The organism is Lysinibacillus sp. FSL M8-0134, assembly GCF_038069745.1.
Lineage (GTDB): Bacteria > Bacillota > Bacilli > Bacillales_A > Planococcaceae > Lysinibacillus > Lysinibacillus irui.
Genome location: NZ_JBBPAJ010000001.1, coordinates 3,101,211 through 3,124,403, shown reverse-complemented (window position 1 = coordinate 3,124,403; position 23,193 = coordinate 3,101,211). Strand labels below are relative to the sequence as shown.

Annotated in this window: 18 protein-coding genes; 11 read left to right on the top strand and 7 right to left on the bottom strand. The window is 35.9% G+C overall.

The window, feature by feature from the left end; all coding sequences use genetic code 11:
- Position 1 precedes the first annotated feature (1 nt).
- Positions 2-745 (top strand): LytR/AlgR family response regulator transcription factor, encoded by a 744-nt coding sequence (locus tag MKY49_RS15915; RefSeq protein WP_274793988.1) that lies wholly within the window; start codon positions 2-4, stop codon positions 743-745.
- 575 nt (positions 746-1,320) lie between these two features.
- Entirely contained in the window at positions 1,321-3,282 is a 1,962-nt protein-coding gene (locus MKY49_RS15910) for an LTA synthase family protein (protein WP_313469768.1), read from the top strand.
- Positions 3,283-4,056: 774 nt separating this feature from the next.
- Here the strand turns inward: MKY49_RS15910 and MKY49_RS23045 are convergent.
- From MKY49_RS23045 to MKY49_RS15885, 5 genes are all read right to left on the bottom strand, one after another.
- Entirely contained in the window at positions 4,057-4,272 is a 216-nt protein-coding gene (locus MKY49_RS23045; RefSeq protein ID WP_396631778.1) for a YjcZ family sporulation protein, read from the bottom strand.
- Between the two features lie 188 nt (positions 4,273-4,460).
- Positions 4,461-5,945 (bottom strand): serine hydrolase domain-containing protein, encoded by a 1,485-nt coding sequence (locus MKY49_RS15900; protein ID WP_341386644.1) that lies wholly within the window; start codon positions 5,943-5,945, stop codon positions 4,461-4,463.
- A 165-nt stretch (positions 5,946-6,110) separates the two neighbouring features.
- Positions 6,111-7,244 (bottom strand): hypothetical protein, encoded by a 1,134-nt coding sequence (locus tag MKY49_RS15895; RefSeq protein WP_274793985.1) that lies wholly within the window; start codon positions 7,242-7,244, stop codon positions 6,111-6,113.
- Between the two features lie 284 nt (positions 7,245-7,528).
- Entirely contained in the window at positions 7,529-8,974 is a 1,446-nt protein-coding gene (locus MKY49_RS15890; protein ID WP_341386643.1) for a M20 family metallopeptidase, read from the bottom strand.
- Positions 8,975-8,987: 13 nt separating this feature from the next.
- A complete protein-coding gene (locus MKY49_RS15885; RefSeq protein WP_341386642.1) occupies positions 8,988-10,232 on the bottom strand; it encodes an MFS transporter in 1,245 nt (414 codons plus the stop codon).
- A gap of 137 nt (positions 10,233-10,369) precedes the next feature.
- Between MKY49_RS15885 and MKY49_RS15880 the strand changes: the two genes are divergently transcribed.
- Complete coding sequence (locus tag MKY49_RS15880) at positions 10,370-12,382, top strand: helix-turn-helix domain-containing protein (RefSeq protein WP_341386942.1); 2,013 nt, start codon at positions 10,370-10,372, stop codon at positions 12,380-12,382.
- A gap of 32 nt (positions 12,383-12,414) precedes the next feature.
- Here the strand turns inward: MKY49_RS15880 and MKY49_RS15875 are convergent, their stop codons facing one another.
- Entirely contained in the window at positions 12,415-13,419 is a 1,005-nt protein-coding gene (locus tag MKY49_RS15875) for a nucleoid-associated protein (protein ID WP_341386641.1), read from the bottom strand.
- A gap of 93 nt (positions 13,420-13,512) precedes the next feature.
- Between MKY49_RS15875 and MKY49_RS15870 the strand changes: the two genes are divergently transcribed.
- From MKY49_RS15870 to MKY49_RS15855, 4 genes are all read left to right on the top strand, one after another.
- Positions 13,513-14,025: a GNAT family N-acetyltransferase gene (locus MKY49_RS15870; protein WP_341386640.1), complete on the top strand. Its 513-nt coding sequence runs from the start codon at positions 13,513-13,515 to the stop codon at positions 14,023-14,025.
- Between the two features lie 291 nt (positions 14,026-14,316).
- Positions 14,317-15,846, top strand: a complete 1,530-nt coding sequence (locus MKY49_RS15865) for a spore germination protein (RefSeq protein WP_322611666.1) — start codon at positions 14,317-14,319, stop codon at positions 15,844-15,846.
- A gap of 21 nt (positions 15,847-15,867) precedes the next feature.
- Positions 15,868-16,965, top strand: a complete 1,098-nt coding sequence (locus MKY49_RS15860) for a spore germination protein (protein ID WP_274793979.1) — start codon at positions 15,868-15,870, stop codon at positions 16,963-16,965.
- Positions 16,962-18,152 (top strand): Ger(x)C family spore germination protein, encoded by a 1,191-nt coding sequence (locus tag MKY49_RS15855; RefSeq protein WP_341386639.1) that lies wholly within the window; start codon positions 16,962-16,964, stop codon positions 18,150-18,152. Before MKY49_RS15860 ends, MKY49_RS15855 begins: the two co-directional genes overlap by 4 nt.
- Positions 18,153-18,346: 194 nt before the next feature.
- Here MKY49_RS15855 and MKY49_RS15850 read toward each other — a convergent pair whose 3' ends face one another.
- Entirely contained in the window at positions 18,347-19,042 is a 696-nt protein-coding gene (locus tag MKY49_RS15850) for a response regulator transcription factor (protein ID WP_274793977.1), read from the bottom strand.
- A gap of 144 nt (positions 19,043-19,186) precedes the next feature.
- Here MKY49_RS15850 and MKY49_RS15845 point away from each other — a divergent pair, with 144 nt between their 5' ends.
- From MKY49_RS15845 to MKY49_RS15830, 4 genes are all read left to right on the top strand, one after another.
- Positions 19,187-20,812, top strand: a complete 1,626-nt coding sequence (locus MKY49_RS15845) for a flavin-containing monooxygenase (RefSeq protein WP_341386638.1) — start codon at positions 19,187-19,189, stop codon at positions 20,810-20,812.
- Between the two features lie 20 nt (positions 20,813-20,832).
- Positions 20,833-21,564, top strand: a complete 732-nt coding sequence (locus MKY49_RS15840) for an SDR family NAD(P)-dependent oxidoreductase (RefSeq protein WP_274797360.1) — start codon at positions 20,833-20,835, stop codon at positions 21,562-21,564.
- A gap of 31 nt (positions 21,565-21,595) precedes the next feature.
- Positions 21,596-22,552, top strand: coding sequence for an alpha/beta hydrolase (locus tag MKY49_RS15835; RefSeq protein ID WP_341386636.1), 957 nt, complete (start codon positions 21,596-21,598; stop codon positions 22,550-22,552).
- Positions 22,553-22,701: 149 nt separating this feature from the next.
- Positions 22,702-23,118 carry a YugN family protein gene (locus MKY49_RS15830; RefSeq protein ID WP_274793974.1) on the top strand — a complete coding sequence of 139 codons (417 nt, stop codon included), beginning with the start codon at positions 22,702-22,704 and terminating at the stop codon, positions 23,116-23,118.
- Positions 23,119-23,193 lie beyond the last annotated feature (75 nt).

Below are 23,193 nucleotides of genomic sequence, written 5' to 3'. Positions count from 1 at the left end.
GATGATTGATGTTTTTATCTGTGAAGATCAAAAGGAACAAAGAGAAAGGATAGCCAGGTATGTCTCTAATTATATTATGATTGAAAACCTTGATATGCAACTGGTTCTAACAACCGCAAATCCAGAAGAAGTATTAACGTATATAAAAGAGAGCAATCGATCAGGTTTATATTTTCTTGATATCGACTTGAATCATGAGATGAATGGCATCACACTTGGCGCGGAAATCAGAAAAATTGATCCAACAGGTGATATTGTTTTTGTCACTACTCACTCCGAACTTACTTATTTAAATTTCATTTATAAGGTAGCCGCGATGGATTTTATTATTAAAGATGATGTTAATTCTATACAGAGCAAAGTTGTTAGCTGTTTGAAGGTGGCAAATGAAAGAAAGCAAGTAACAAACAGGACTTCTAATAAAAAATTTGTTCAGAGAATTGCAGATAAAATTATTAGTGTCAATTATGATGATATCATGTTTTTTGAATCCTCCCCATTACATAAAGTTGTTTTACATTTGGACAATCGCCAAGTAGAGTTTTATGGGAAGTTGAAAGATGTAGAGAAAGAGTATGAAGGCTTCATTCGTTGCCATAATTCTTTCGTAGTGAATATAGACAATATACAGGAAGTTGACTTTAAGAACAAAGAAATTCTAATGAAAAATGGGGAAATTTGCTATGGGTCTGCTCGAATGATTAAAGCTGTACAAAAAAAATTAGAAATGAATGATAGCGAATAAGAAATAGTGTAGAGACTCAATAAGAGCCACATAAATTCTCTGCATGGATTTCTAGCAAAGCCATATAGCAACAATGGTTGTATGGCTTTTTGTTTTTATAAATAAGTTTAGCAGAAAAATTTGTCCATATTTAAGTGAGTAAATGATCAAAATATACATGAGCATCCAGTAAATAGATATACATAGGCTAGGATAAATAAATTAGTTGATCATGCAATAAATTTCAACTTTCTACAAAAAAAGTGTGCACAGCAATGAAACAATTGCATGCTTGAACTGAAAGGAGATAAAAAGAATATGATAGTTAATATTGCCCGGTAAATAATAGTCAACAGGCTAACATTTGCAGGGTATTTTTTATGATGATATTTACAGTAACTAGAAATTTTTATACTAATTGTCTTTAGTGCTAGTTAACAACTTGACAGATTTCTAAATGGGGAGTACTATACATTAGCTACTAAAAAAAGTTATTGTGAAGTAACATTTTTCTAATGCAATGCATTACAATACTTATAGTCTACGTTCATATACAACTAGATTTTTAATTTAATAAGTAGAAGGTAGGTGTAGTAATGAAAAATCTAGTAAGTAAAAAAGATGACCTATTCAACAACTTTTTAGGAATATATTTTATAGCTGTTTTAATGTTATGGATTAAAACATATATCACTCAAATAACACAATTTGAACTAGGTGTAGAAGGAGCTCTTCAACAATTCCTTTTACTATTAAATCCACTAGGATCAGCCATGCTGTTTCTAGGATTTTCGTTTTTATTTAAAGGAAAAAGAAAATATTCATCTTTAGTAATAGTTTATACTTTGATGTCTATTCTTTTATATGCCAATATTGTTTATTACCGATTTTTTAGTGATTTCATTACATTACCAACAATTTTCCAAACACAGAACTTTGGCGATTTAGGTGGTAGTGTTCTTTCTTTACTTAAGCCTTATGATATCTTGTTCTTTGTGGATGTTCTTGTCATGTTCTATCTACGTTTCTCAAGAAAAATACAAAAAGAAACTGAACGTGTAGGGTATAAAAAAGCAACGGCAATTATTGCATTAGCATTAGCAGTATCCATTGTAAATTTAGGCCTAGCTGAAACTAGTCGTCCACAATTGTTAACACGAGGTTTTGATAGAAACTATATTGTGAAGTATTTAGGGATGTATAACTATACGATTTATGATTCAGTAGAAACTATGAAAGCTTCTTCACAGAGAGCTTTGGCAGATAGTAGTGATACGACAGAAGTAATTAATTATACAAAATCTAATTACGCCAAACCTAATGCAGACTATTTTGGTGCAGCAAAAGGCATGAACGTTATCTATTTACATTTAGAATCGTTCCAAAACTTTCTTATTAACTATAAATTAAACGGTGAGGAAGTTACACCATTTTTAAACTCATTAACAAAAGATAAGAATACAATGTATTTTGATAATTTCTTCCATCAAACAGGTCAGGGTAAAACTTCAGATGCAGAATTTATGCTAGAAAATTCTTTATTTGGGTTACCACAAGGGTCTGCTTATATTACAAAAGCACAAAATACGTACCAGGCTGCTCCAAGCATTTTAAAAGATCATGGTTATACATCAGCTGTATTCCATGGGAATAACGGAAGCTTCTGGAACCGAAATGTGATTTATAAGTCCTTTGGATACGAGCATTTCTTTGATGCAAGTTATTATAATACTGGTTCTTCAGGTGATATGGCTGAATATGGTTTGTTAGATAAACCGTTCTTTGAACAATCACAAAGTCTTTTAAGTTCGTTACCACAACCTTTTTATACAAAATTAATTACAGTAGGTAACCATTATCCGTATAAAATGAGTCAAGATTTAGTAACGATTGATAAAGCGAATACTGGCGATGCAAGTGTTGATAATTATTTCCAAACAGCACGCTATGCAGATGAAGCAATCAAACAGGTCTTCAATCAATTAAAAGAGTCGGGCCTATATGATAATTCGATGATTGTTCTTTATGGTGACCATTACGGTATTTCAGATAATCATAATAGAGCAATGGAGCAAGTGATTGGCAAAGAAATTACACCTTATGAAAGTGCTAATTTGCAACGCGTACCATTATTTATCCATGTTCCAGGAATGCAAGGTGGAACTAACCATACTTATGGTGGCCAAATAGATCTTCTTCCAACGTTATTGCATTTACTAGGAATTGATACGCAAAATTTCATTCAATTTGGTTCTGATTTATTATCAGAAGAGCATGATGAAATCGTACCATTCAGAAATGGAGATTTTGTTAGTCCTACGATTTATTCAATTAATGAAAAATTTTATGATAATAAAACAGGTTTGCCTCTAGATGATAGTCAATTAGACTTTGCTAAGTCGATGAAAAACGAAGTAGATCATAAACTAAAATTATCGGATCAAGTCGTCAATGGTGACTTATTGAGATTCTATACACCAACAGGGTATACACCTGTAGATCCATCAAAGTATAATTACTCTAAAGACACTAAGAACACGACTGTAGAATCTAATTAATTGATTTTTAATGGGCAGTTTAAGAAAATATGGTGGGTATTCAAAAGTTTAAGTAACTTATGATATCTTACCGTTTTCTTGAATTGCCTTTTTGTATGGGCTGTTTTGGAAAGAAGATAAAAAGGTGTTCTCTCTAACAGCTGTTTGCATAAGTTTATATGGTATTTATGATGGCTCGTGATACAGCAATTTGATGCATTTATTTACTATATAAAAAAACAGTAGGATGCTGTCCATTCAAAATTCACTCCTTGAAAAATAAAAAACACTCAAAATCTTATGAATACAAGTTTTTGAGTGTTTTTTGTGTAAAACAATTAAAATAAGAGATCACAGCATCCAAGTTCAAGAAAAAAATTAAATGACCTCTCCAATAAATCTTCCCACCCCTCTTAACAACCAATAAATTAATCTGAATGGGAATAAAAACAATTCAGGTATCAAAAATAGTACGTTAATAAATAATTCTACTAGAGGGGACTTTTTATAACTCTTTCTGTTTCTTCTCGTTTTCTTTTTCCTTTTTTGCCACCATTCGATCATGGAACTCATCCCCTTTTTCAATAATAGTTACTAACTTTACTTAAGTATATTTACGTTTCAAAGTTGTAGTTCGTTTCATTTTCTGACGATTTTGTTGAAATAAACATATGGTTTTAAGCTACTAGGGGAGACGGGCTGAAAGTAAATTTTATAAATAAAAAGGGTCACCTGACAGCGACCCTTTTGCGTTAGAATATGAGATTTCTTACCAGTAATGAAAGATGCTAAAAATTAATATTCTTTATCTACGAATGTTGCGCCTACAATAATGAGCAGAATAAATAGTACAACAATTAATACGAATGGTGAACTATTATTCTTACCATAGTCCATGCAATAACCACCGCCATACTCGTTACCATAGCCTCCACCATAACTTCCAGCATAGCCATGACCATAGCCGCCGTAACAACAATTATAATTGCCTGCATTTCCGTAGTATCCCATAAAGACCTCTCCTTTCTTCAATTTATTGTATGTCATGACATTGAAAGGAGAGGGGGTTTTCGTCTAGTTTATGATTCTATATTGGACAAAAGAAAAACGATCAAGAATTGCAATGGTTGAATGGCAGCACAAATGATCTGATGTAGGCCATACTCCATAATGGAAGCTTTCCTTTGGAATAAATTTTCTTATATTTTCTTTTTAGTAACAGTGAGTGATAAACCTAATAATAAATATAGGAAACCTGCCAAAATGGTACTATACAATAATACCGTGATAGAAGTAGGCGCCCAAACTTTTATAAATGTCCAATTTAAGCCGACAATATTTGCAGCTATAAATATAGCTGTCATTAGCGTAGCAACGATTACTATATGGACAGATATAAGGAATATCTTCTTATAATTTAATGTTGCGACCTCACATTGTTTTTTATAAAATCTTCGTGCAATTTTAAATAATAGATAACAGAATATCATACTGATTACGATAACGAAGGCACTTATAATAGTTACAATTTTATCTAGTTTTTGATAGCTACTAACATGTTGTCCTTGAACCGTTTTACCTTCCCATATATCCATGACACCTTGTCCAATCGCTGTCGTAAAGCTTGTATTCATATTGGCTAAAATAGCTACGCCTATTTGTTCATCAGGTTGCATGATGAAGTACGAGGTAAAGGTTGGGTTTTCACCAGCATGGTAAATGTATGGCTTTTTATCCTTCTCCACAATGGCCCAACCGTTTGCATAATAAGTATTGGTATCAAAAGGCTCCACTGTTTGATCTGGAGTATGTGATTCTTGTATTACATGGTTACTGATAGAATAGATGCTACTGTTCCCTAACTGTAATTTTAACCATCTCGCTATATCATTGGCGTTACTGATGACATAGCCTGCAGGGATATTGCCGCGATAGACAGGTGGTATGTATGGCTGTTCTTTCATCAGACCTATTTTATAACCAGAAGCCATTTTTGAAGAATGTACCTGGTGAATTCCTACAAAAGATTCATTCATACCAATTGGCTGTAAAATTTTTTGTTGGATATACCGATCAAATGGCTGTTTTGAAACTTGTTCAATTACTAATCCTAAGACATCATAATTAATTGTTGCATATTCAAAAGAACTACCTGGTTTACGATTTAGCTGTTGGTCCAGTAATGTTTTGACCGTTAGCTCAAGGGCGTTATCAGCCGTACTTTCTGGAATCCGAGTAATTGAATTTGAGGGAATTCCGCTGGTATGTGACAATAACTGCTGAATGGTAATAACCTGTTCCTCGCCATTAAAGGTTAATGTTAACCACGGGATATACTTTCGAACATCATCTGATCGTTTTAACAAACCTTGCTTTTCTAATTGTAAAATAGCAAGCCCTGTAAATGCTTTAGATGTGGACCCTAGCTCAAAAAGGGTATCAGATGTGACAGGCGTTTTTGTTTCTGTATCAGCAAAGCCAAAGCTCTTTTGATATACGGTTTCGCCCTTATCAACAATGATGACTGAAAGACCTGGGATTTTACTAATGTTTTGTTGTTCCTCAATAAATTGGTCAATTTTATGAATGGTATCCCTCGATGTTGCCTGTACTACTTCGGGTATGAAAGTAAAAAATACGAACATTACAGCCATCATCACGAATTTTTTTATGAACATTGTCATGTAGATTTTCTCCTTAAGATGTAATTTGTTTGTTTCAACATGGATTACTATAACAAGCAAATTATGGTCAAACCATCGATTAACATGACTATTTAAGGGATAACATGACAATTTCGTCACATCAAAAAGAGCTGCTCCTATATCAATAGGAGAGCCCTTAAAAATTTATTGAGTTAGCTCTGGTTCTGGAAGTACAACTTGCCCATTTATTGTTAGTTTAGATGCTGAGATTAGGATGTCTCTATTAGCTTCATAATAAGGATCTAAAATTTTGTAGAAGGCCTCCCATTGCTCGCCAGCTTTTTCTTCTTCGCCATTTTGCTCAAGTTTCACGGCTTCTTCGTAGTGCTGTTTTAATTTAGTGTAATCTGATTGACTAATGTCGAATTCAATATCAGCCATATATTCTTCAAAAGAAATAGGCTCGTATTTAAAGTGTGAGTTTAGCATTTCGTAAAATTGCTCCCAAAGCTTCGTTGAAAGCTCTTCATTTTTCTCTTTGTCTGCTTTTTGAGCATCTTCATAGACCGTTTTTAGTTCTGCTAGTTCCTCTTTTGTTAATTCTACTTCGAAGTCTGCCATATATTGTTCAAACGTAAGTGGTGGATATAGTTCTGCGTAATAAATATCAAGAATCGAATAAATTTTATCTATTTTTTCTTGAGCTGCATCCATATTATCTTCTTTTACAAATTTTATCCATTCTGAATAAAGTGTTTTTAGCTGCTCTTTATCTTGTGCTTTAATAACGATATTTTTTTCAGCGAAAGCTGCTTCATTGATAAATTCCTCAAAGGGCTCTGGTTGCCAGTTTGCTAATTCATACGGTCTTGTAATGGCATTCATCGCCTCATAGATTCGATCCATTTCCTCATAATTCTCTTCTTTTTCAAACTTTTTTAAGTCGTTAAAAAGCTTTTCTAATTGGACAATCTCTTCTTTTGTTACCCCTTTAGGTAAACTTTTTTTGAATACGTCAAAGGTAAAGAAGTCTGAGTAATCTTTTAGAATAGTGCCCTCAACAGAAATTTCTTGACCTTCTACAAGCTTTAATTGCTCGATTTGCTTATCAGAGAACTTGTGTAAGCCAATGAAATAATTTTTTCCATCTGTTCCTTTCATAGTTAAGCCATAGCCATCAAAATATTTAATGGTCCCTTTTATTTGGTGTTCTATTTGAATTGTGACATTTTTTGTTGTTTCTACAGATGTCGCACCAGCCTGAAGCGGTGTTAAGACAGCCATTCCTAGTGTAAGCGCTGAAGCCAAAAGCCATGTTTTTTTAACAGGTTTTTTCATGTTTATCCATTCTCCTTTAGGTTAACTTCTGTTACCAATTATTAGACGTTTTACCAATTGAAAAAGTTTTAACTTTTTAGAAAAAAATTTAATTATTTTAAAAAAGAATTAAAAAAAACTCATGTCATTTATCGAACATTTCCCTTAGCAGTGTATCTATGCCATCCTGGACAACAACTAAATGAATAATATGATAGGCCTAGAAAGAGAGGCTATAACAAATATAAACCGATAAAAAATAAGACTTTCTATTGTTGATGATAGAAAGTCTTATTTTGTACAAGTTATGCCATTATTGCAGCTGATTCTCGGTTTGATTTAGGAGGGACTAAATCTTTTGGAATCAAAGCTTCATATGTTTCACCACCGAGACGTTCCACTAATTCTGCCTTCGCATTTTCGATCAATGTAGGATTTTCTAGCGCAGAAATGGCTGTACAAGCAATCGCCTTTCCAGCTAGCATCGTCGCCTCATGAGCATAGGATGATTTTCCTTGTGCGACTGCCTGCCATGTGTGGAATGGTGTGCCAAATGCCCATGTAGCTGTCGAGCATTGAGCCGTTGGGACATTCCAGCTAACATCTGCCACATCTGTTGAGCCACCCATGAAAAATGGTTCTTCTGGAAGTGGTGCAAGAAAATCAATAATAGGTCGGTCAACAAGCATCTGTGCTACTTCTTTTCCTACTTGTAAAGCAGCTACCTTCTTTTCCTCTTCGGATAGCGTGCTATAGATGTCCTTGGCAAAATGAATATCATTTTCTGTTAATTTTGCACTACCCAAATCCTGCATATGCTGATGCATCACTTTTTCCAATGTTTTATTAGGGATTAAATTATGACAAGAGCCAACAATTTGCTCTTCTACAGTTGTTTCAGTCATTAAAGCAGCTCCTTGTGCGCAATTGAGGACACGCTTATATAAGTCCTTGACTTGATTTGGTTTAGGTGCTCGTATCAAATAAGTCACCTCAGCCTCTGCTTGTACTACATTTGGTGCAACGCCCCCTGTATTTGTTACGGCATAGTGAATTCTCGCTTCATCTACAATATGCTCACGTAAATAGTTAACACCAACGTTCATTAACTCTACGGCATCCAATGCACTTCTCCCTAAATGAGGGGATGCCGCAGCATGGGAGCTACGTCCTTTAAATTTAAAAGTAGCATTAATAACGGCATTTGCTCTCGCATGCATAACAGTGTTAATCGTTCCTGGATGCCATGAAAAAGCAACATCTACATCTTTAAAATAACCATCCCTTGCCAAAAAGGATTTGCCATAGCCACTTTCTTCAGCTGGACAGCCAAAGTATTTGACAGTTCCCGTTAAGTGGTTATCTTCTAAGTATTGTTTAGTAGCGATGGCTCCAGCAAGTGCCCCGACACCTAAAAGGTTATGACCACAGCCATGGCCATTACCATTCGGAATGATCGGTTCATAATTCGCACTCCCTGCCTGTTGGCTAAGACCTGCAAGTGCATCATATTCACCAAGAATGGCAATTACAGGTTTCCCATTTCCGAAGGTACCAATGAAGCCAGTTTCAAGGTTCGCAACACCTCTTTCGACATGAAAACCTTCATTCTCTAATGTTTTACATAGTAAATCAGCGGAGCGTACTTCATCAAATCTTGTTTCAGCATAGTCCCAGATGCTATCGCTTACATTTTTGTACAGCCCACTTTTTTGATCGATATAGTTTGCAATTTTTTCAGTTAAACTCATAATCTTTCACTCCTTAGTCAATGATCTCGTTTATGGAAGGGGGATTGATAACAACTGTTTGTTTAGTTGGACGAATCATGAATAATGACACAGCACACACAATGGTAAAGCCAATTAACATAGCAAATGCGGGACTATATGAACCACCGAAAGCCTCCACTAAAAATCCAATAAGCATAGGTGTTAGTACGCCTGCAAATTGTGCACCGGTATTAATAAAGCCATTTGCCGTTCCTACAACTGCCTCTGGTAAAATCTTCAGTGGCACAGAGGTAATTAAAATAATATTAAAGGATAGCATGACGGTTACAATACTTTGACATATTGTAAAGACTAGCATGCTCGGTCCATTCGCCATGAGTAAAAGACCAATACCTGCAATAATAGCGAAAATTCCTGCTACAAGTTTATCTCGTCCTTGTGGCATTTTATCTAGAATATAACCGCTACACAGCATTGCAAAGATTCCTACAAACGGAGGAATGGCTGAGTAGATACCGACAGCAGTCAACTCCAAACCCCTTACTTTAGATAAATACGTAGGCATCCAAGAGGTTAAGCCCCAGTTCACTGCATAAATACTAAAGTAGGCAATAAACAACTTCCATATCATAGGTGTCTTTAAGACATCCCTTAATGGTGCTTTTGAAGTTTGTGTTTGTACTTGATGGATAGCTGGTATTTCTTTTTCCTTCACTAGGAAGAAGAAACAAAGTGCAACAACGATACCGATGGCCCCTACGATATAAAAAATATCTCGCCAGCCTAATGCCAGCATGAGATATGTTCCTACAATGGGTGCTACGACGCCCATAATGGAGCCGGATGTTAACATTATGGACATAGCTTTACTGCGCTCATCGACAGGAAACCAATTGGCAATACCTTTTGAAGCAGCAGGGAAATAGCTACCTTCACCAACCCCGAACAGGAATCGAATGACAATGATAGAAAGGAAAGACCAGGCAGCTCCCGTTAATACGGTGAAGATTGACCACACTAAAATGGTTGAAATGAGCACTTTTCGATAGCCGAAGCGATCGGCTAACCAGCCACCAGGAATTTGCATTAAAGCATAGCCTGCAAAAAAGCTACTTAAAACAATGCCAGTTAATGCTTCAGTTAATTGTAATTCCTTTGAAATATCAAGAATGGCAAAGTTTATGATGAAACGATCAAAATTCCCTAACGACCATCCTAAAAATAACATGGCTATAACAATATATTTTGTATTTCGAGCTTTAGTTGTTGCTGTCATCGTTTGTCCTCCTAGCTATAGTAAATTTGGTTATATTGCAAAGTATAAAAAATTTAGACTTTTCTAACAATGTATGTTTTCATATAATAAAGGCGTTAAATATAGATATATATACATAAAGGGTGAGGTATATCGTGATGCTAATAGTAGATAGGCTACAACAATTTCTATCTGACTTTTGCAATCTTTCGCAATTTCAGGTATGGAAAAATATCAATGAGGATCGTTTCTCTCTTGTCATTTCTCAGGGGATGGAAGAACAACTGGCTCCTTCACATGACAAGAAAAATATAGACGTATATGAGTATCAATTTCAATTCCATGAAAAAAGACAATTGGTCTTACGGCTCCATAGAGCACTATCAGCTACGGAAAACCAAGCAATCGAAACATTACTTCATGCTTATTATTTGGAATTAATGTTAGAAAAAGAGCAATTTATTCGAGACAAAATGATGGAAAGTATACGGGAAATTTCAGTACTAAATGATATACACACATTGTTGACGAAGATTTTGGAGAATGCGCTATCGGTTATACCGTCTGCAGACTTTGGAGTTTTATGGATGTATGATGAAAGTGAAGCTGCACTTGTACCAAAGGCTTGGGTGGGGGGACCTGGTGAGGACATTAAAAATATGCGCATGAAAGTTGGCGAAGGGATTATCGGAAAGACTTTCAAAGATAACCAATCTATGATTTTAAATTCGTATACAGACGTTTTAAAAGCCTCCTCTTCTGTGACAGAAGAGAATTTACGTCATTTATTAAATGCCTATACTTTTGAATATTTACAATCGGTTATTGCTGTTCCAATTGCTGTAGAAGAGCAGACATTATGTGTGGTTATTATTTATCAAAATGGAGAAAATGCCTTACTAACTATAGAAGATAAACAACTGTTAGAAAGCTTTTCGGATCAAGTATCCATTGCACTTACGAATTCAAAACTATTTCAGAATTTAAAACTTCAAAATGAATTACTACTCCAACGGGATCAAATCCACCACACCTTTATGAAACTTTCCTTGCAAAATGCAGGTATGCAAGTCATTGTTAATGAAATAAGACATATGTTAAATTTACGCCTCGTTATTATGGATTTAATGGATGATTCAATTTATGCAAGTCCACGTCATTGGATTGAAAAGGGTGATTTGTTCCGTTTTGTACATTTAACAGAAACGCCAGCATTTTATTCACTTGAAGTAGAGAATGAGCAAGTTGATTACTATATTCAGCCTATCATCGGTGTTGGTCAAATTCTTGGCTTACTGCTTATCGAGATTAATGAACAAAAGCTAGAATCCATTCACAAATTAATTATTGAACAGGCAAGCTCCATTATTGCACTAGAGCTGATACGGAAGCAAACAATAGTAGATTCGTTTTATAAAAAAACACATGACCTTTTTCATGATTTTTTAACGTCTAAGGACCCTGGGCAACTCATGAAAAAAGGGGAAGAGCTTGGTATTCAGTCAAATGCCAATTATGCTGTCGTTTTAATTCAATTATCTACGGGCACAGATATTCAAGCAATGGATATGCAAGTACATCTGTTGATTAGTGAAATTAAAAAACATTTTCAGGATCATGCCCCAATAGTGTTTGGTTTTGGTCATAAAATAACGGTCCTTTGCCAATTTAAACTTATAGGTAATGAGCTACTACACCTCGTGCAGCAATTTCAAGGAAGCTGGGAGAAGGTTAAGAACAATTCATTGAAAATTGGAGTTGGTACATTGTATTCGGGGATGGATCAAATAGCAAAAAGCTATAATGAAGCAGATAAAGCACTGTCGTTTTTAATGACCCGCCAGCGCTGGGGTATCATGCATTATCAGGAGATTGGTGTGAATCGACTATTTATCCATCAAACACAGGAGGAACTTCTAGGTTTCGTGAATGAAGTGTTCCTTCCGTTACGAAACGAGAAAACAAAGCATCACCTACTAGAAGAAACCTTGCTTATGTATATAAAACAAAATGGCTCTGTAGGGGAGACTGCTAAACAATTACACATTCATGTCAATACTTTGTATCAGCGATTAAGAAAAATCGAAGAAAAGTTAACGATCTCTTTTCAAAATGCAGATGATGTATTAAGGCTTCAGCTTGCCTGCTATTTAAAAGGGATGGTACATTAAAAAAAAGGCATCCCTTTAAGGGAATGCCTCTTCTACATCTCATCCTGGAAATAAATTTTATAAAATTTTCGATTTGTTGCTTCATCATATCCTACTTCAATCAGTTCATCTATTTGGTCGATATGTTGAATATTTACTTGTATTTCAATGTTGGCATCGAGCTTAATTTTACGTTTATATTTTTTTTCGGCCTTTTCTAATGCACTATCTGATATAACCGTTTCATAGGGTTTGACTGAGTTGATCAGTATATCCTTTTGTGTAGCATCAGCTTGCTCAAATACAGTTTCAATATAATGGTTTACTTGAAACTTTTCTTCATTTCTAAAATAATCCAATGTTTTATTCAAAAGTCCTAGCTTCTCTGTGTTTGAATAATTTTCTTCCTTTAAAATGTATTTTTTACATTCAGTGAGCGCTAAATCTGTTTTATGATAATATTCATCTGCAACTTTAATTTTTAAAAAACGTTCTTGCCAATAAATGATATCCTCTTTACGCTTTGTTTTCATAAATACAGCAGGAGGTTGTTCTGGCCCCATATCCACAATAATGGCCATATTATTAATTTTTTTGACGTTAATGCCATCAATGCCGTTGACAATCATTTGATTTTGATCATTTTTAACATCTAAAAATATTTCTTTTTCATCAATTTTAACAATGGCAATAATCTTTTTTTCCTCATTCAATAGTAAACAGTTTTCAAATAAGCCAATAAACAGTTCACCGCTTTTAATATTGGGATGCTGTGACACACTATGTAAGTGTCTAGCTATATTTTGTGATTGTTCTAGAAAGCTACTGTTTTGTTCAAAAATGGCCTTGGCGTACGTATAAATTTCATTGAGAGCAATATTTGTTTCATGGAAAAATTCGAATTGTTGCTCTAAATCAATCTTACTAAATGCAAGCTGTGTAAAGGCTGCTTCTAACATGACCTCGGGCTGAGTAAAGGCTTCTTCACCCAAAATAAGTGTCTCGTTCAAAAAATGTAGACTATATTGTGCTAATTTACTTTCACTAACTTCAAGCATAAATTCCACCTTCTAATTTTTCATAGTAGCTAGTATACCATATTCTATTTAATAGATTTCATTTATCATGTTCTAAAATGTTGGGAGGATAAGATGGATCAGTCAAAAATAAACTCAAAAGGCATTCAATTAAGAGCGATTACAATAGAGAATTTTCCTAGTGTTTTAAAATGGAGTAAAGATGATAGGTTTTGTTCAGCCAATGGATGGAATATTAATAGCAGTTATGAAGAACTTTATGAATGGTGGCTCCGATATGTGGAAAATAACTCTGCTGATTTTGTACGAATGGGGATAGCGTATAATGGTACACTCATAGGTTATGCCGATTTAGTGGATATGAAGGAGCAGACAGCTGAGCTAGGACTTGCTATTGGAGATAGTTCCTATTGGGGAAAAGGGTTTGGTACGATTGCGACAAAATGCATGCTAGCTTTTGCCTCTGAAAACAATAAGATTGATCAGTTGCTAGCAGAAACACACGAAACAAATTGGCGAGCAAGAGCCATATTAGAGAAAATAGGGTTTAGAGAAATAAGTAGAAGGGGAAGTGCGGAATATTTAGGGGAAACCAGTCAACTCATTCAATATAGTATTGTATTCTAAATCCACTACCAGTACTCCAATTTTTGGGGGCTGGTTTTTTTAGGTTCCTGTTCAGAATATTGATGGTTAGAAGTTTAAAATATGGTGGCTTAGATAATGATAAAAACATGTAGAGATACTATGTATGATGTCTACTAAAGAGGGTGATGATTTGTGTGGGAAAAAGTGATTTCCTACATGCCACATTGGCAAGTTTTTATGCAGGCCTTTTTAGCATTTTTAATTCCATTTTTGATTTTCAAACTGTTTAATGGTTTTTTATTTGTAAAAAAGAACAATGGAATGATTGATATGAAAGAACAAACTGTGCAAGGTGAGGAGCAGTACGAATCTGTTTCAAAAACGCTTGACCAATTTACAGGAGTTTATGATGTTGATCTTTTAAAAATAAAGAAAGAATTGGAACATAATTGGGATGTACAATTCAGAGAGTTTCACATAGGGAATACAGGTATTCGTGCAGCCATCGTCTTTCTAAAAGAATTATGCGATAAAGAAATGATCGATAAGCATATTTTGAAATCATTAATGGAGGGACTAACTGAAAATCCTACGATTATAAAAGGCTATGAATTGCAGCAATTAATAAAAAATGAAGTTCTTCCTGTGAGCGATCTATTCGAGGAATCAACCGTGATGAAATCTGTAGGGGGGGTACTAACTGGGGCAACAGCATTAATTATTGATGGTATACCAAGTGTATTTATCCTTGGTACTGCACAAGGAAAGACACGCAATCTTGATGAGCCTATTTCAGAAGCATTGGTGCGCGGACCAAGATTAGGCTTCACAGAAAATTTAAGCGTGAATACTTCCTTATTAAGGCAACAAGGGGAAAATCAGCATTTAGCTATCATTAAAATGGAAGTTGGCACGCGTATCAAAAAAGAGCTAGTAATAGCCTATATAGATGAAATTGCTGAGCCTGATTTAATTGAAGAGGTGAAGAAACGAATCAGCAAAATAAATCTAGATAATCTACCTGAATCTGGTTATATTGAACAATTGATTGAGGACAATTATCTTAGTCCTTTTCCGCAAGTTCAAAGCACCGAACGTCCTGATCGTGTTTTTGCAGCCTTAATGGAAGGACGTGTCGCCATTTTATTAGATGGGACCCCTTTTGCTCTCATTGTGCCAGTAACCTTTAATATGCTTTTACAATCTCCGGAAGATTATTACGAACGTTGGTTACCTAGCTCACTTATTCGTTTGCTTCGCTTTCTTGCGGCAGGTATTACATTGTTTGGACCATCCATATATATTGCTTTTGTGTCATTTCATCAGGGGCTAATCCCGACTAAACTTGCTTTATCGATGATGTCGACAAGGCAAGGTGTTCCATTTCCTGCATTAATCGAAGCACTGATCATGGAAATAGCGATTGAAATCCTACGAGAAGCTGGACTTCGCTTACCTAAGCCGATTGGTCCCACAATGGGAATAGTTGGCGGACTTGTCATCGGAGAAGCGGCTGTCCAGGCAGGAATTGTTAGCCCCATTATGGTCATAGTCGTAGCATTAACAGCTATTTCATCCTTCGCTATTCCACAATATAATGCAGGGATTTCGTTACGTATGCTACGCTTTATTGCAATGCTTTCTGCTGCTTTATTTGGGTTATATGGAATTATTCTATTTTTCCTTTTCCTGTGCAGTCATTTAGTAAAGTTGAAAAGTTTTGGTGTACCTTTTGTTAGCCCAACCGTTCCTTATCGAGCAGGGGATTGGAAGGATTTTATGGTACGTATGCCGTTAAAGATGATGAAACGTCGACCAAAATTGTTAAAGCCTAAAGACACTATTCGCAAAGGGAATTAGGAGGAAGGGAGAATAATTGCCATGTCCGATCGTTCAAAAGATAAAATAACAACGTCACAAGCAGTTGTTATTATTATTAACTATATTCTAGCAACTGGGATTCTTACCTTACCTCGTGCATCGGTAGAGAAGGTGAAAACGCCAGATGTTTGGATAAGTGTTTTTTTAGGTGGCATCGTCGCAATGATAGCGGGCGTTATCATTGTCAAGCTTAGTCAACAATATTCAGATAAAACTTTTTATCAATATACTCAAGACATTGTTGGCCAATGGCTAGGCTGGTTGATTAGCTCCTGTGTCATTGTTTATTTTTTTACTATTTCTGCATTTGAGGTTCGGATAATGGCTGAAGTGACCTCCCTCTTTTTATTGGAGGGAACGCCAACATGGGCCATTATTTTACCCTTCTTATGGGTTGGGCTGTATTTGATTAGTAGTGGCATCAATTCAATCGCACGATTATTCGAAATCATTTTCCCCATAACCTTTGTTATTTTTTTACTAGTTGCTTTTTTAAGCATAGGCATATTTGAGATTGATAATCTTAGACCCGTATTAGGTTTAGGATTAGTACCGATGTTAAAAGGTGTAAAAACAGCTACATTAGCCTTTTTAGGACCTGAAATTATGCTGTTGCTAGTTGCTTTTATGTATCCATCAGATAAATCGAAAGCGATTAAGGTAGTTTTAGTTGGCATCACAGTACCTTTACTTTTTTATGTCATTACTGTCGTGATGGTGATAGGTGCTCTATCTATTGATGGGGTAGTGACAAGGACATGGCCAACAATTGAACTAATGAGAAGTTTTGAAATTCCTGGCTTAATTTTTGAACGCTTTGAATCATTTTTGCTTGTCATATGGATTATGCAAATATTTGCGACCTTTACGATTACTTATTATGCTGCTGCCTTAGGATTAGCTCAGCTTTTTAACAAAACTATACATCCTTTCCTATATGGCTTATTGCCTGTTATTTATATCATTGCTATGACGCCAAAGAATATTAATGAACTGTTTAAATTTGGAGATAAAATTGGCAATGTTGCATTAATTTTATTTGGCGTAATCCCTATAACCTTACTCCTTATATCAAAACTGAGAGGACATAAATCATGAAGCGAACTCTTCGATATGTGCATCTTTTACTAGTGATGATGGTTGCCCTACTTCTCACAGGCTGCTGGAGTAGTAAAGAGATTGAAGACTTAGGGCTAATTGTAGGTACGTCCTTGGATTTAGAAACTGGGGACGTTACGTCAGAAGAGCAACAAGAGGCTAGATATGCTAATAGAGAGCTGCTTACGGTCACGAATCAACTTGTCACTTCAGAGACAACTTCTACGGGTACCAAAACAGGGCCAATACATCAGAAAGCCTACAAAAACGTTTCGGAAACAGGAGATGCCGTTTTGCCTACACTACGGAATATGGTGTTAAAGATTGATAAACGTGCTTTTGCTGAACATTCCAAAGTGATTGTGATTGGAGAGGACCTTGCAAGTACTATCAACTTGCAACAAACGTTGGATTTTTTTCTAAGAGAGTTGGAAATACGACCAAGCGGAATATTGCTAATTGCTCAGGGGCAAGCAAGGCAGGTGCTTGAAACAAATGAACCAACTAAAATTCCAGCCTTTCAATTGGTAGAAATGATGCGTGGACACGAACGAACGACAAAGATTTTGCCTCCTATGACGATAGCTAAATTAGAAGGGAAACTGTATTCACATTCTAGCTTCTTATTACAAAATGTGGTGGTAGAAGATGAGGAAGTAAAATTTTCAGGAGCTGCGGTCATTGAAGGGAAATCCAAAAAACTAAAAGGTTTTTTAAATGAAAGTGACTTAGAGGGTATTGCATGGATTACGGGTGAAGGAAAGGGAGGCTTAGTAAAGGGTTTTGATGAAGCGTCGAATTCCCCTATCGTATATGAAATATTGTCTTTGAAAACTAAGATTATCCCGCATGTTGAAGGGGATCGTATTTCTTTTACAATCAAAATAAAATCCGAAGGCAGAATAGCAGAGCATTGGGTACTAGCAGACAAAACATTTAATAATCAATTTTTGAAAAAAGCAGAGAAAATAATCGAGAAAGAAATTGAACGTTTAGTGATGAAAACATTGGATAAGTTGCAACAAGAATATCAGACGGATGTTGCAGGGTTTGGCAATAAATTGAGAATTGAGTATCCAAAGGTATGGAAAAAAGTAAAAAAAGATTGGGATCAAATTTTTAGTGAAGTTCCAATTACATGTGATGTTACTATATCCATCAAGGATTACGGCACGTCTGGTGATTAACTTGTTTAATCACCTTTTTTGAGTCGAATATGATGGAAACGGAGATCGATTGAACTCATTGACCATATGCATGAACCACTTTAAAAGGAAGATTTTTTTCTCATTAGAAATTATTTATTTTGATAGAGTTCCTGACACTCAATTTGAATATAAAAATTAATAAAAATAAGGGGAGTAACTAGCTCCCCTTATTTTTATAGAAGGATGCCTTCCTGATAAAGAATGCTAATCGCGTGAGAGCGATTTTTAGCATGCAATTTTTTGATAGCAGATTTAACATATTGAGTAATAGTTAATTCACTAAGATTCATAAAACCTGCAATTTCCTTCGTACTTTCTCCTATTGCTACCTGTCGCATTACCTCAAGCTCTCTTTTGCTAAGTGAGACTTCTTTTTTACCGTTTCTTGCTTGAATGAAAAGCTGACCAATAATGTTCCCAAAGGTCGTTAAGTCTTCTAAGATCTTTTCCGTTATAGTAGTCCCTTCCTCCATTTGTGTACTACAAATATATCCAAAAACATATTGACCTATAAAAATGGGGACAATTAAAAACGAATTATTTTGCGAGTGAATAGAATATTTAATACTAATATTCTTTAAATAATCGATACCTGTACAAAATTTAGCTTTCTTATCTTCGATAGCAGAGTAAATAATAGGAAAACTACGAATTTCTTCTCGAATTTCACCGATATGACTACCACCAGATTCATTCAAAAAAATTATGCCTTCAGCTACAAAGCCTATTGGAGAATACCTTAATAAATAGGCATCCTTGAGAGGAAAAGAATCTAAATATACCTGCAAAATGTGTATCAACAACTCTTCATGATTAGCAAAACTTTGGATCGTGTCGAAACGTTTTTGAATGGTATAAAGATTGGACATGATTTATCCCCTTTTTTAGGTATATACTACCCTTAAAATAAGGAATTTTCAATATATTCTGTAAGTTGTAGTATTTAAGTTAAGAAAATCCATTATTTTCTTAGTTCGTATTAAGTAAATTATGAAGATGAGGGGGCACAAAATTTGGGGAGTCAAACAGTCAACGAGGTGGATGCAGTTGTTTTAGGTGCAGGGTTTGCGGGCTTGTATATGTTACATCAGCTAAGGAGTAATGGTTTTTCTACCATTGTATATGAGGCTGGAGATGGTGTAGGAGGGGTATGGTATTGGAATCGTTATCCTGGTGTTAGGTGTGATATCGAAAGCATCTATTACAATTATACTTTCTCAAAGGAATTATATGAAGAATGGACATGGACATCTAGATTCCCAGAACAAGAAGAAATATTGCGCTATTTAAATTATGTGACAGATCGTTTTCAGTTACGAGAAAGTATCCAATTCAACACACGTGTCCATGCAGCACATTTTGATGAGGAACGGAATAAATGGCTCATTCATTTAAATGATGGACAGCAGATTTTAACAAAGTACTTTATAACAGGAATAGGTTGTTTATCTGCTGCTAATATTCCTAACATTCAAGGGTTACAACAATTTCACGGAAAATGGTATCATACTGGGCATTGGCCACATGAAAAAGTTAACTTTAAGGGAAAACGAGTAGGGATTATTGGGACAGGCTCAAGTGGCATTCAAGCAATACCTGTTATAGCAAAAGAAGCAGCACATTTAACCGTATTCCAACGGACGCCACAGTACACGATCCCAGCCCGTAATCATCCATATGATAACGACTTTATAAAAGAAACAAAGCAGAACTTCGAAACGTTAAAGCATGCGATGAGAAATTCTGTTTCGGGTACACCCTTTGCACAAAATCAGCAGTCTGCCATGGAGGATAGTGATGATAGAAGGCTAGAGGTTTTTGAGGAGGCTTGGGCACAAGGTGGCTTTGCCTTCTCAGTGACTTATCATGATTTGTTAACGAATGAACAATCCAATGAACAAGCAGCGGAATTTATTCGCTCCAAAATACGTCAAACTGTCAAAGATCCAATTGTAGCTGAAAGATTATGTCCTACATATATGTATGGGACAAAAAGACAAGTTTTAGATAGCGATTATTTTGAAACCTATAACAGAGATAATGTTTTACTTGTGGATGTGAAAGCATCACCTATTCAACGAATAACCGAAACAGGTATTCAAACATCCGACGATCAGTACGATTTAGATATCATCATTTTTGCTACTGGCTATGATGGTATGACGGGGCCGTTATTTAAAATTGATATTCGGGGAAGGGGTGGCGTGGCACTGAAAGAAAAATGGGAGAATGGTGCATCTGTTCAAACCTACCTCGGACTTACAACAGCTGGTTTTCCAAATTTATTTATGATAACGGGACCAGAAAGCCCTTCTGTACTTGTGAATATGCCAGTCGCTATTGAACAGCATGTAGAATGGATTGCACAATGCATTAACTACTTACGTGAACACGACATTGAAATAATGGAACCCTTTGAGGAAGCAGAAATAGCATGGAGCAAGCATTGTAGAGAGATTGCTAATGAAACACTATACGTCAAAGGTGATTCCTGGTATACAGGAGCTAATATTGAAGGGAAACCTCGAAGTTTTTTAATCTATCTTGGAGGATTTGATTATTATACAAAACGGTGCAATGAAGTTGCTCAAAACCATTATGAGGGCTTTAAGCTAATGAAATTAAAATCGATATCATAGTTTGAGAGAGAGGAGCATATATAAATATGGAGCAACAAGTAGTCATTATTACAGGTGCCGGAAGTGGTATAGGCAGAGAGGCTGCTAAACTACTTGCAAAAAAGGACAAGGCTTTAGTATTAGTAGATTTTGATGAAAAAAATGGTCAAGATACATTAAGCGTAGTGAAGAAACATCAACAACACGCAATTTTTGTCCAAGCTGATGTGGCAAAAAGCCAAGATGTCAAAAAGTATGTGGACGCTGCAAAAGAAACATTTGGCAGGATTGATGCCTTTATTAATAATGCAGGTGTTTTAAGCCCTCCAGCACTTCTTGGAGATTTAGATGAAGAGACGTTTGATCGAGTAATTTCGGTCAATCTTAAAGGGGCTTTTTTAGGTTTAAAGTATGTGTTGAAAGAAATGGAGCAACAACAGTCAGGTGTTATTGTCAATACCGCATCAGCAGCAGGTATACAAGGACAACCCTATTTAGGTGGCTATGCAGCTAGTAAGCACGGTGTTGTTGGGCTAACGAAAACAGCTGCTATTGAATATGGACCAAGTGGTATTCGGGTTAATGCAATTTGTCCTGGTGGTGTGATGACAAACATGACAAAGGGATTAGCATCAAGCCCAGAAGAAAATGGGCCATTGCGAAGATTAGCGGACCCTATTGAAGTTGCAAATGTAATCGCTTTCTTAATTTCACCAGAAGCTTCCTATGTAAACGGCGCTGTCATAACTATTGATGGCGGATTAACTTCTTGAAAAATAGCTAAATAAGAGAGGATGGATCAGAATGGAACATCGAATTAATCCAGAACTAAAAGAAACATTAGCTTTATTTCCCCCTTTAGATTTAGACAATGTACAGGCTACACGAGAGGGAATGGCGGCAGTTGCCGTACCAGCACCAATAGATGAACATATTGCAGTTGAGAATAAAATGATTCAGGGGCCTGCTGATCATCATGATTCACTGCGCGTTAGAATTTATAAGCCAAAAGAGCAAAATGAGATTTACCCAGGGCTGCTATGGATTCATGGTGGTGGGTATGTGTTAGGTGCTCCGGAGGGGGATGATTTACTATGTCAGCGCTTTGTCAATGAAGCAAAATGTGTCGTTGTATCTGTAGACTACAGACTTGCACCTGAACACCCATATCCTGCACCGCTGGAAGATTGTTATTCCGCATTAAAATGGGTAGCGGATCATGCAGATGAACTAGGAATCGATCCTAATCGTCTAGGCATTGCAGGCGCAAGTGCTGGTGGAGGGCTAACAGCTGCCCTTGCATTACTTACTCGTGATCGTAACTATCCAAAGCTTAGCTTCCAAATGCCTCTATATCCAATGATAGATGATCGTAATAATACACCATCCTCATTAGAAATTACAGGGCATATGATTTGGAACCATGATCTTAACCAAAAGGGATGGGAAATGTATTTGAATGGAGAAAACGGCAGTGCTAATGTGTCTCAATATGCCGCTCCAGCTAGAGCAGAAGATCTATCAGGTTTACCGTTTACGTATATATGTGTTGGTCAATTAGATCCATTCCGTGATGAGACTTTACAATATGTCACAAAGTTATGCCAGGCAGGAGTAGATGTAGAATTCCACTTATATCCTGGATGCTATCATGGCTTTGAAAGCATTGTTCCAACTGCTGATATAAGTCAAAGAGCTGTTACGGAGTATGTAGAAGCAGCTAAATATGTTTTAAACCGCAATATTTCGGTTCCTCTATAAAAATTTTAGAATGTCTCGAAGCTTTGATATATCAAGGTTTCGAGTTTTTTTGATAGTGTTCATTCACCAATTTTTAATTAGTACATAGCAAGTTTGTAATGCCACCTTTTAGGTTAGACTTTTATTGAGTGAAAGGAGGAGAGTGCAAATTGTTACAGTTTGATTCAAAAATTGTTGGGAAAGAGATTGGTTTTGGTTATTTACGAGATAAAATTGCCGATCGTGGTTTTACAATCGGAGGTAATTGGGAGTATTATAAAGGCAGTTTCGATTCGGTATTATGGAAAGAAGCGGGCGAAACTATATATTTACGCGTCCCCTTCATCGTAACATCTGGAGAACTTGATAATGAAGATTGCCAAATTCGTTTTCAAAAGCCGTTTGTCATTAAGCATGTTGCCAATATTGGCTTAGATTATGACGAGGGATCTTTACTAGACGCAACTGGTGCTAGCCAATTCCAAACACCACTTGATACAGATGGACACATTCATGATAAAAGTAGATGGATTCAGGCAGGAGAACAAGCAGTAGAAGAGAAAGTGCTGCCTTATTTCCTGCATTAGCTAGATAAATTTGAATAGCTATTAACAACATTTTTATGTCTTTTATCCTTTTTCTGATTGGGAACTTGTAATCAA

Excerpts from the sequence above, each read along its gene's own strand:
- MKY49_RS15915 (WP_274793988.1), top strand. The coding sequence starts at position 2 with ATGATTGATGTTTTTATCTGTGAAGATCAAAAGGAACAAAGAGAAAGG.
- MKY49_RS15910 (WP_313469768.1), top strand. The coding sequence starts at position 1,321 with ATGAAAAATCTAGTAAGTAAAAAAGATGACCTATTCAACAACTTTTTA.
- MKY49_RS23045 (WP_396631778.1), bottom strand. The coding sequence starts at position 4,272 with ATGGGATACTACGGAAATGCAGGCAATTATAATTGTTGTTACGGCGGC.
- MKY49_RS15900 (WP_341386644.1), bottom strand. The coding sequence starts at position 5,945 with ATGACAATGTTCATAAAAAAATTCGTGATGATGGCTGTAATGTTCGTA.
- MKY49_RS15895 (WP_274793985.1), bottom strand. The coding sequence starts at position 7,244 with ATGAAAAAACCTGTTAAAAAAACATGGCTTTTGGCTTCAGCGCTTACA.
- MKY49_RS15890 (WP_341386643.1), bottom strand. The coding sequence starts at position 8,974 with ATGAGTTTAACTGAAAAAATTGCAAACTATATCGATCAAAAAAGTGGG.
- MKY49_RS15885 (WP_341386642.1), bottom strand. The coding sequence starts at position 10,232 with ATGACAGCAACAACTAAAGCTCGAAATACAAAATATATTGTTATAGCC.
- MKY49_RS15880 (WP_341386942.1), top strand. The coding sequence starts at position 10,370 with ATGCTAATAGTAGATAGGCTACAACAATTTCTATCTGACTTTTGCAAT.
- MKY49_RS15875 (WP_341386641.1), bottom strand. The coding sequence starts at position 13,419 with ATGCTTGAAGTTAGTGAAAGTAAATTAGCACAATATAGTCTACATTTT.
- MKY49_RS15870 (WP_341386640.1), top strand. The coding sequence starts at position 13,513 with ATGGATCAGTCAAAAATAAACTCAAAAGGCATTCAATTAAGAGCGATT.
- MKY49_RS15865 (WP_322611666.1), top strand. The coding sequence starts at position 14,317 with ATGAAAGAACAAACTGTGCAAGGTGAGGAGCAGTACGAATCTGTTTCA.
- MKY49_RS15860 (WP_274793979.1), top strand. The coding sequence starts at position 15,868 with ATGTCCGATCGTTCAAAAGATAAAATAACAACGTCACAAGCAGTTGTT.
- MKY49_RS15855 (WP_341386639.1), top strand. The coding sequence starts at position 16,962 with ATGAAGCGAACTCTTCGATATGTGCATCTTTTACTAGTGATGATGGTT.
- MKY49_RS15850 (WP_274793977.1), bottom strand. The coding sequence starts at position 19,042 with ATGTCCAATCTTTATACCATTCAAAAACGTTTCGACACGATCCAAAGT.
- MKY49_RS15835 (WP_341386636.1), top strand. The coding sequence starts at position 21,596 with ATGGAACATCGAATTAATCCAGAACTAAAAGAAACATTAGCTTTATTT.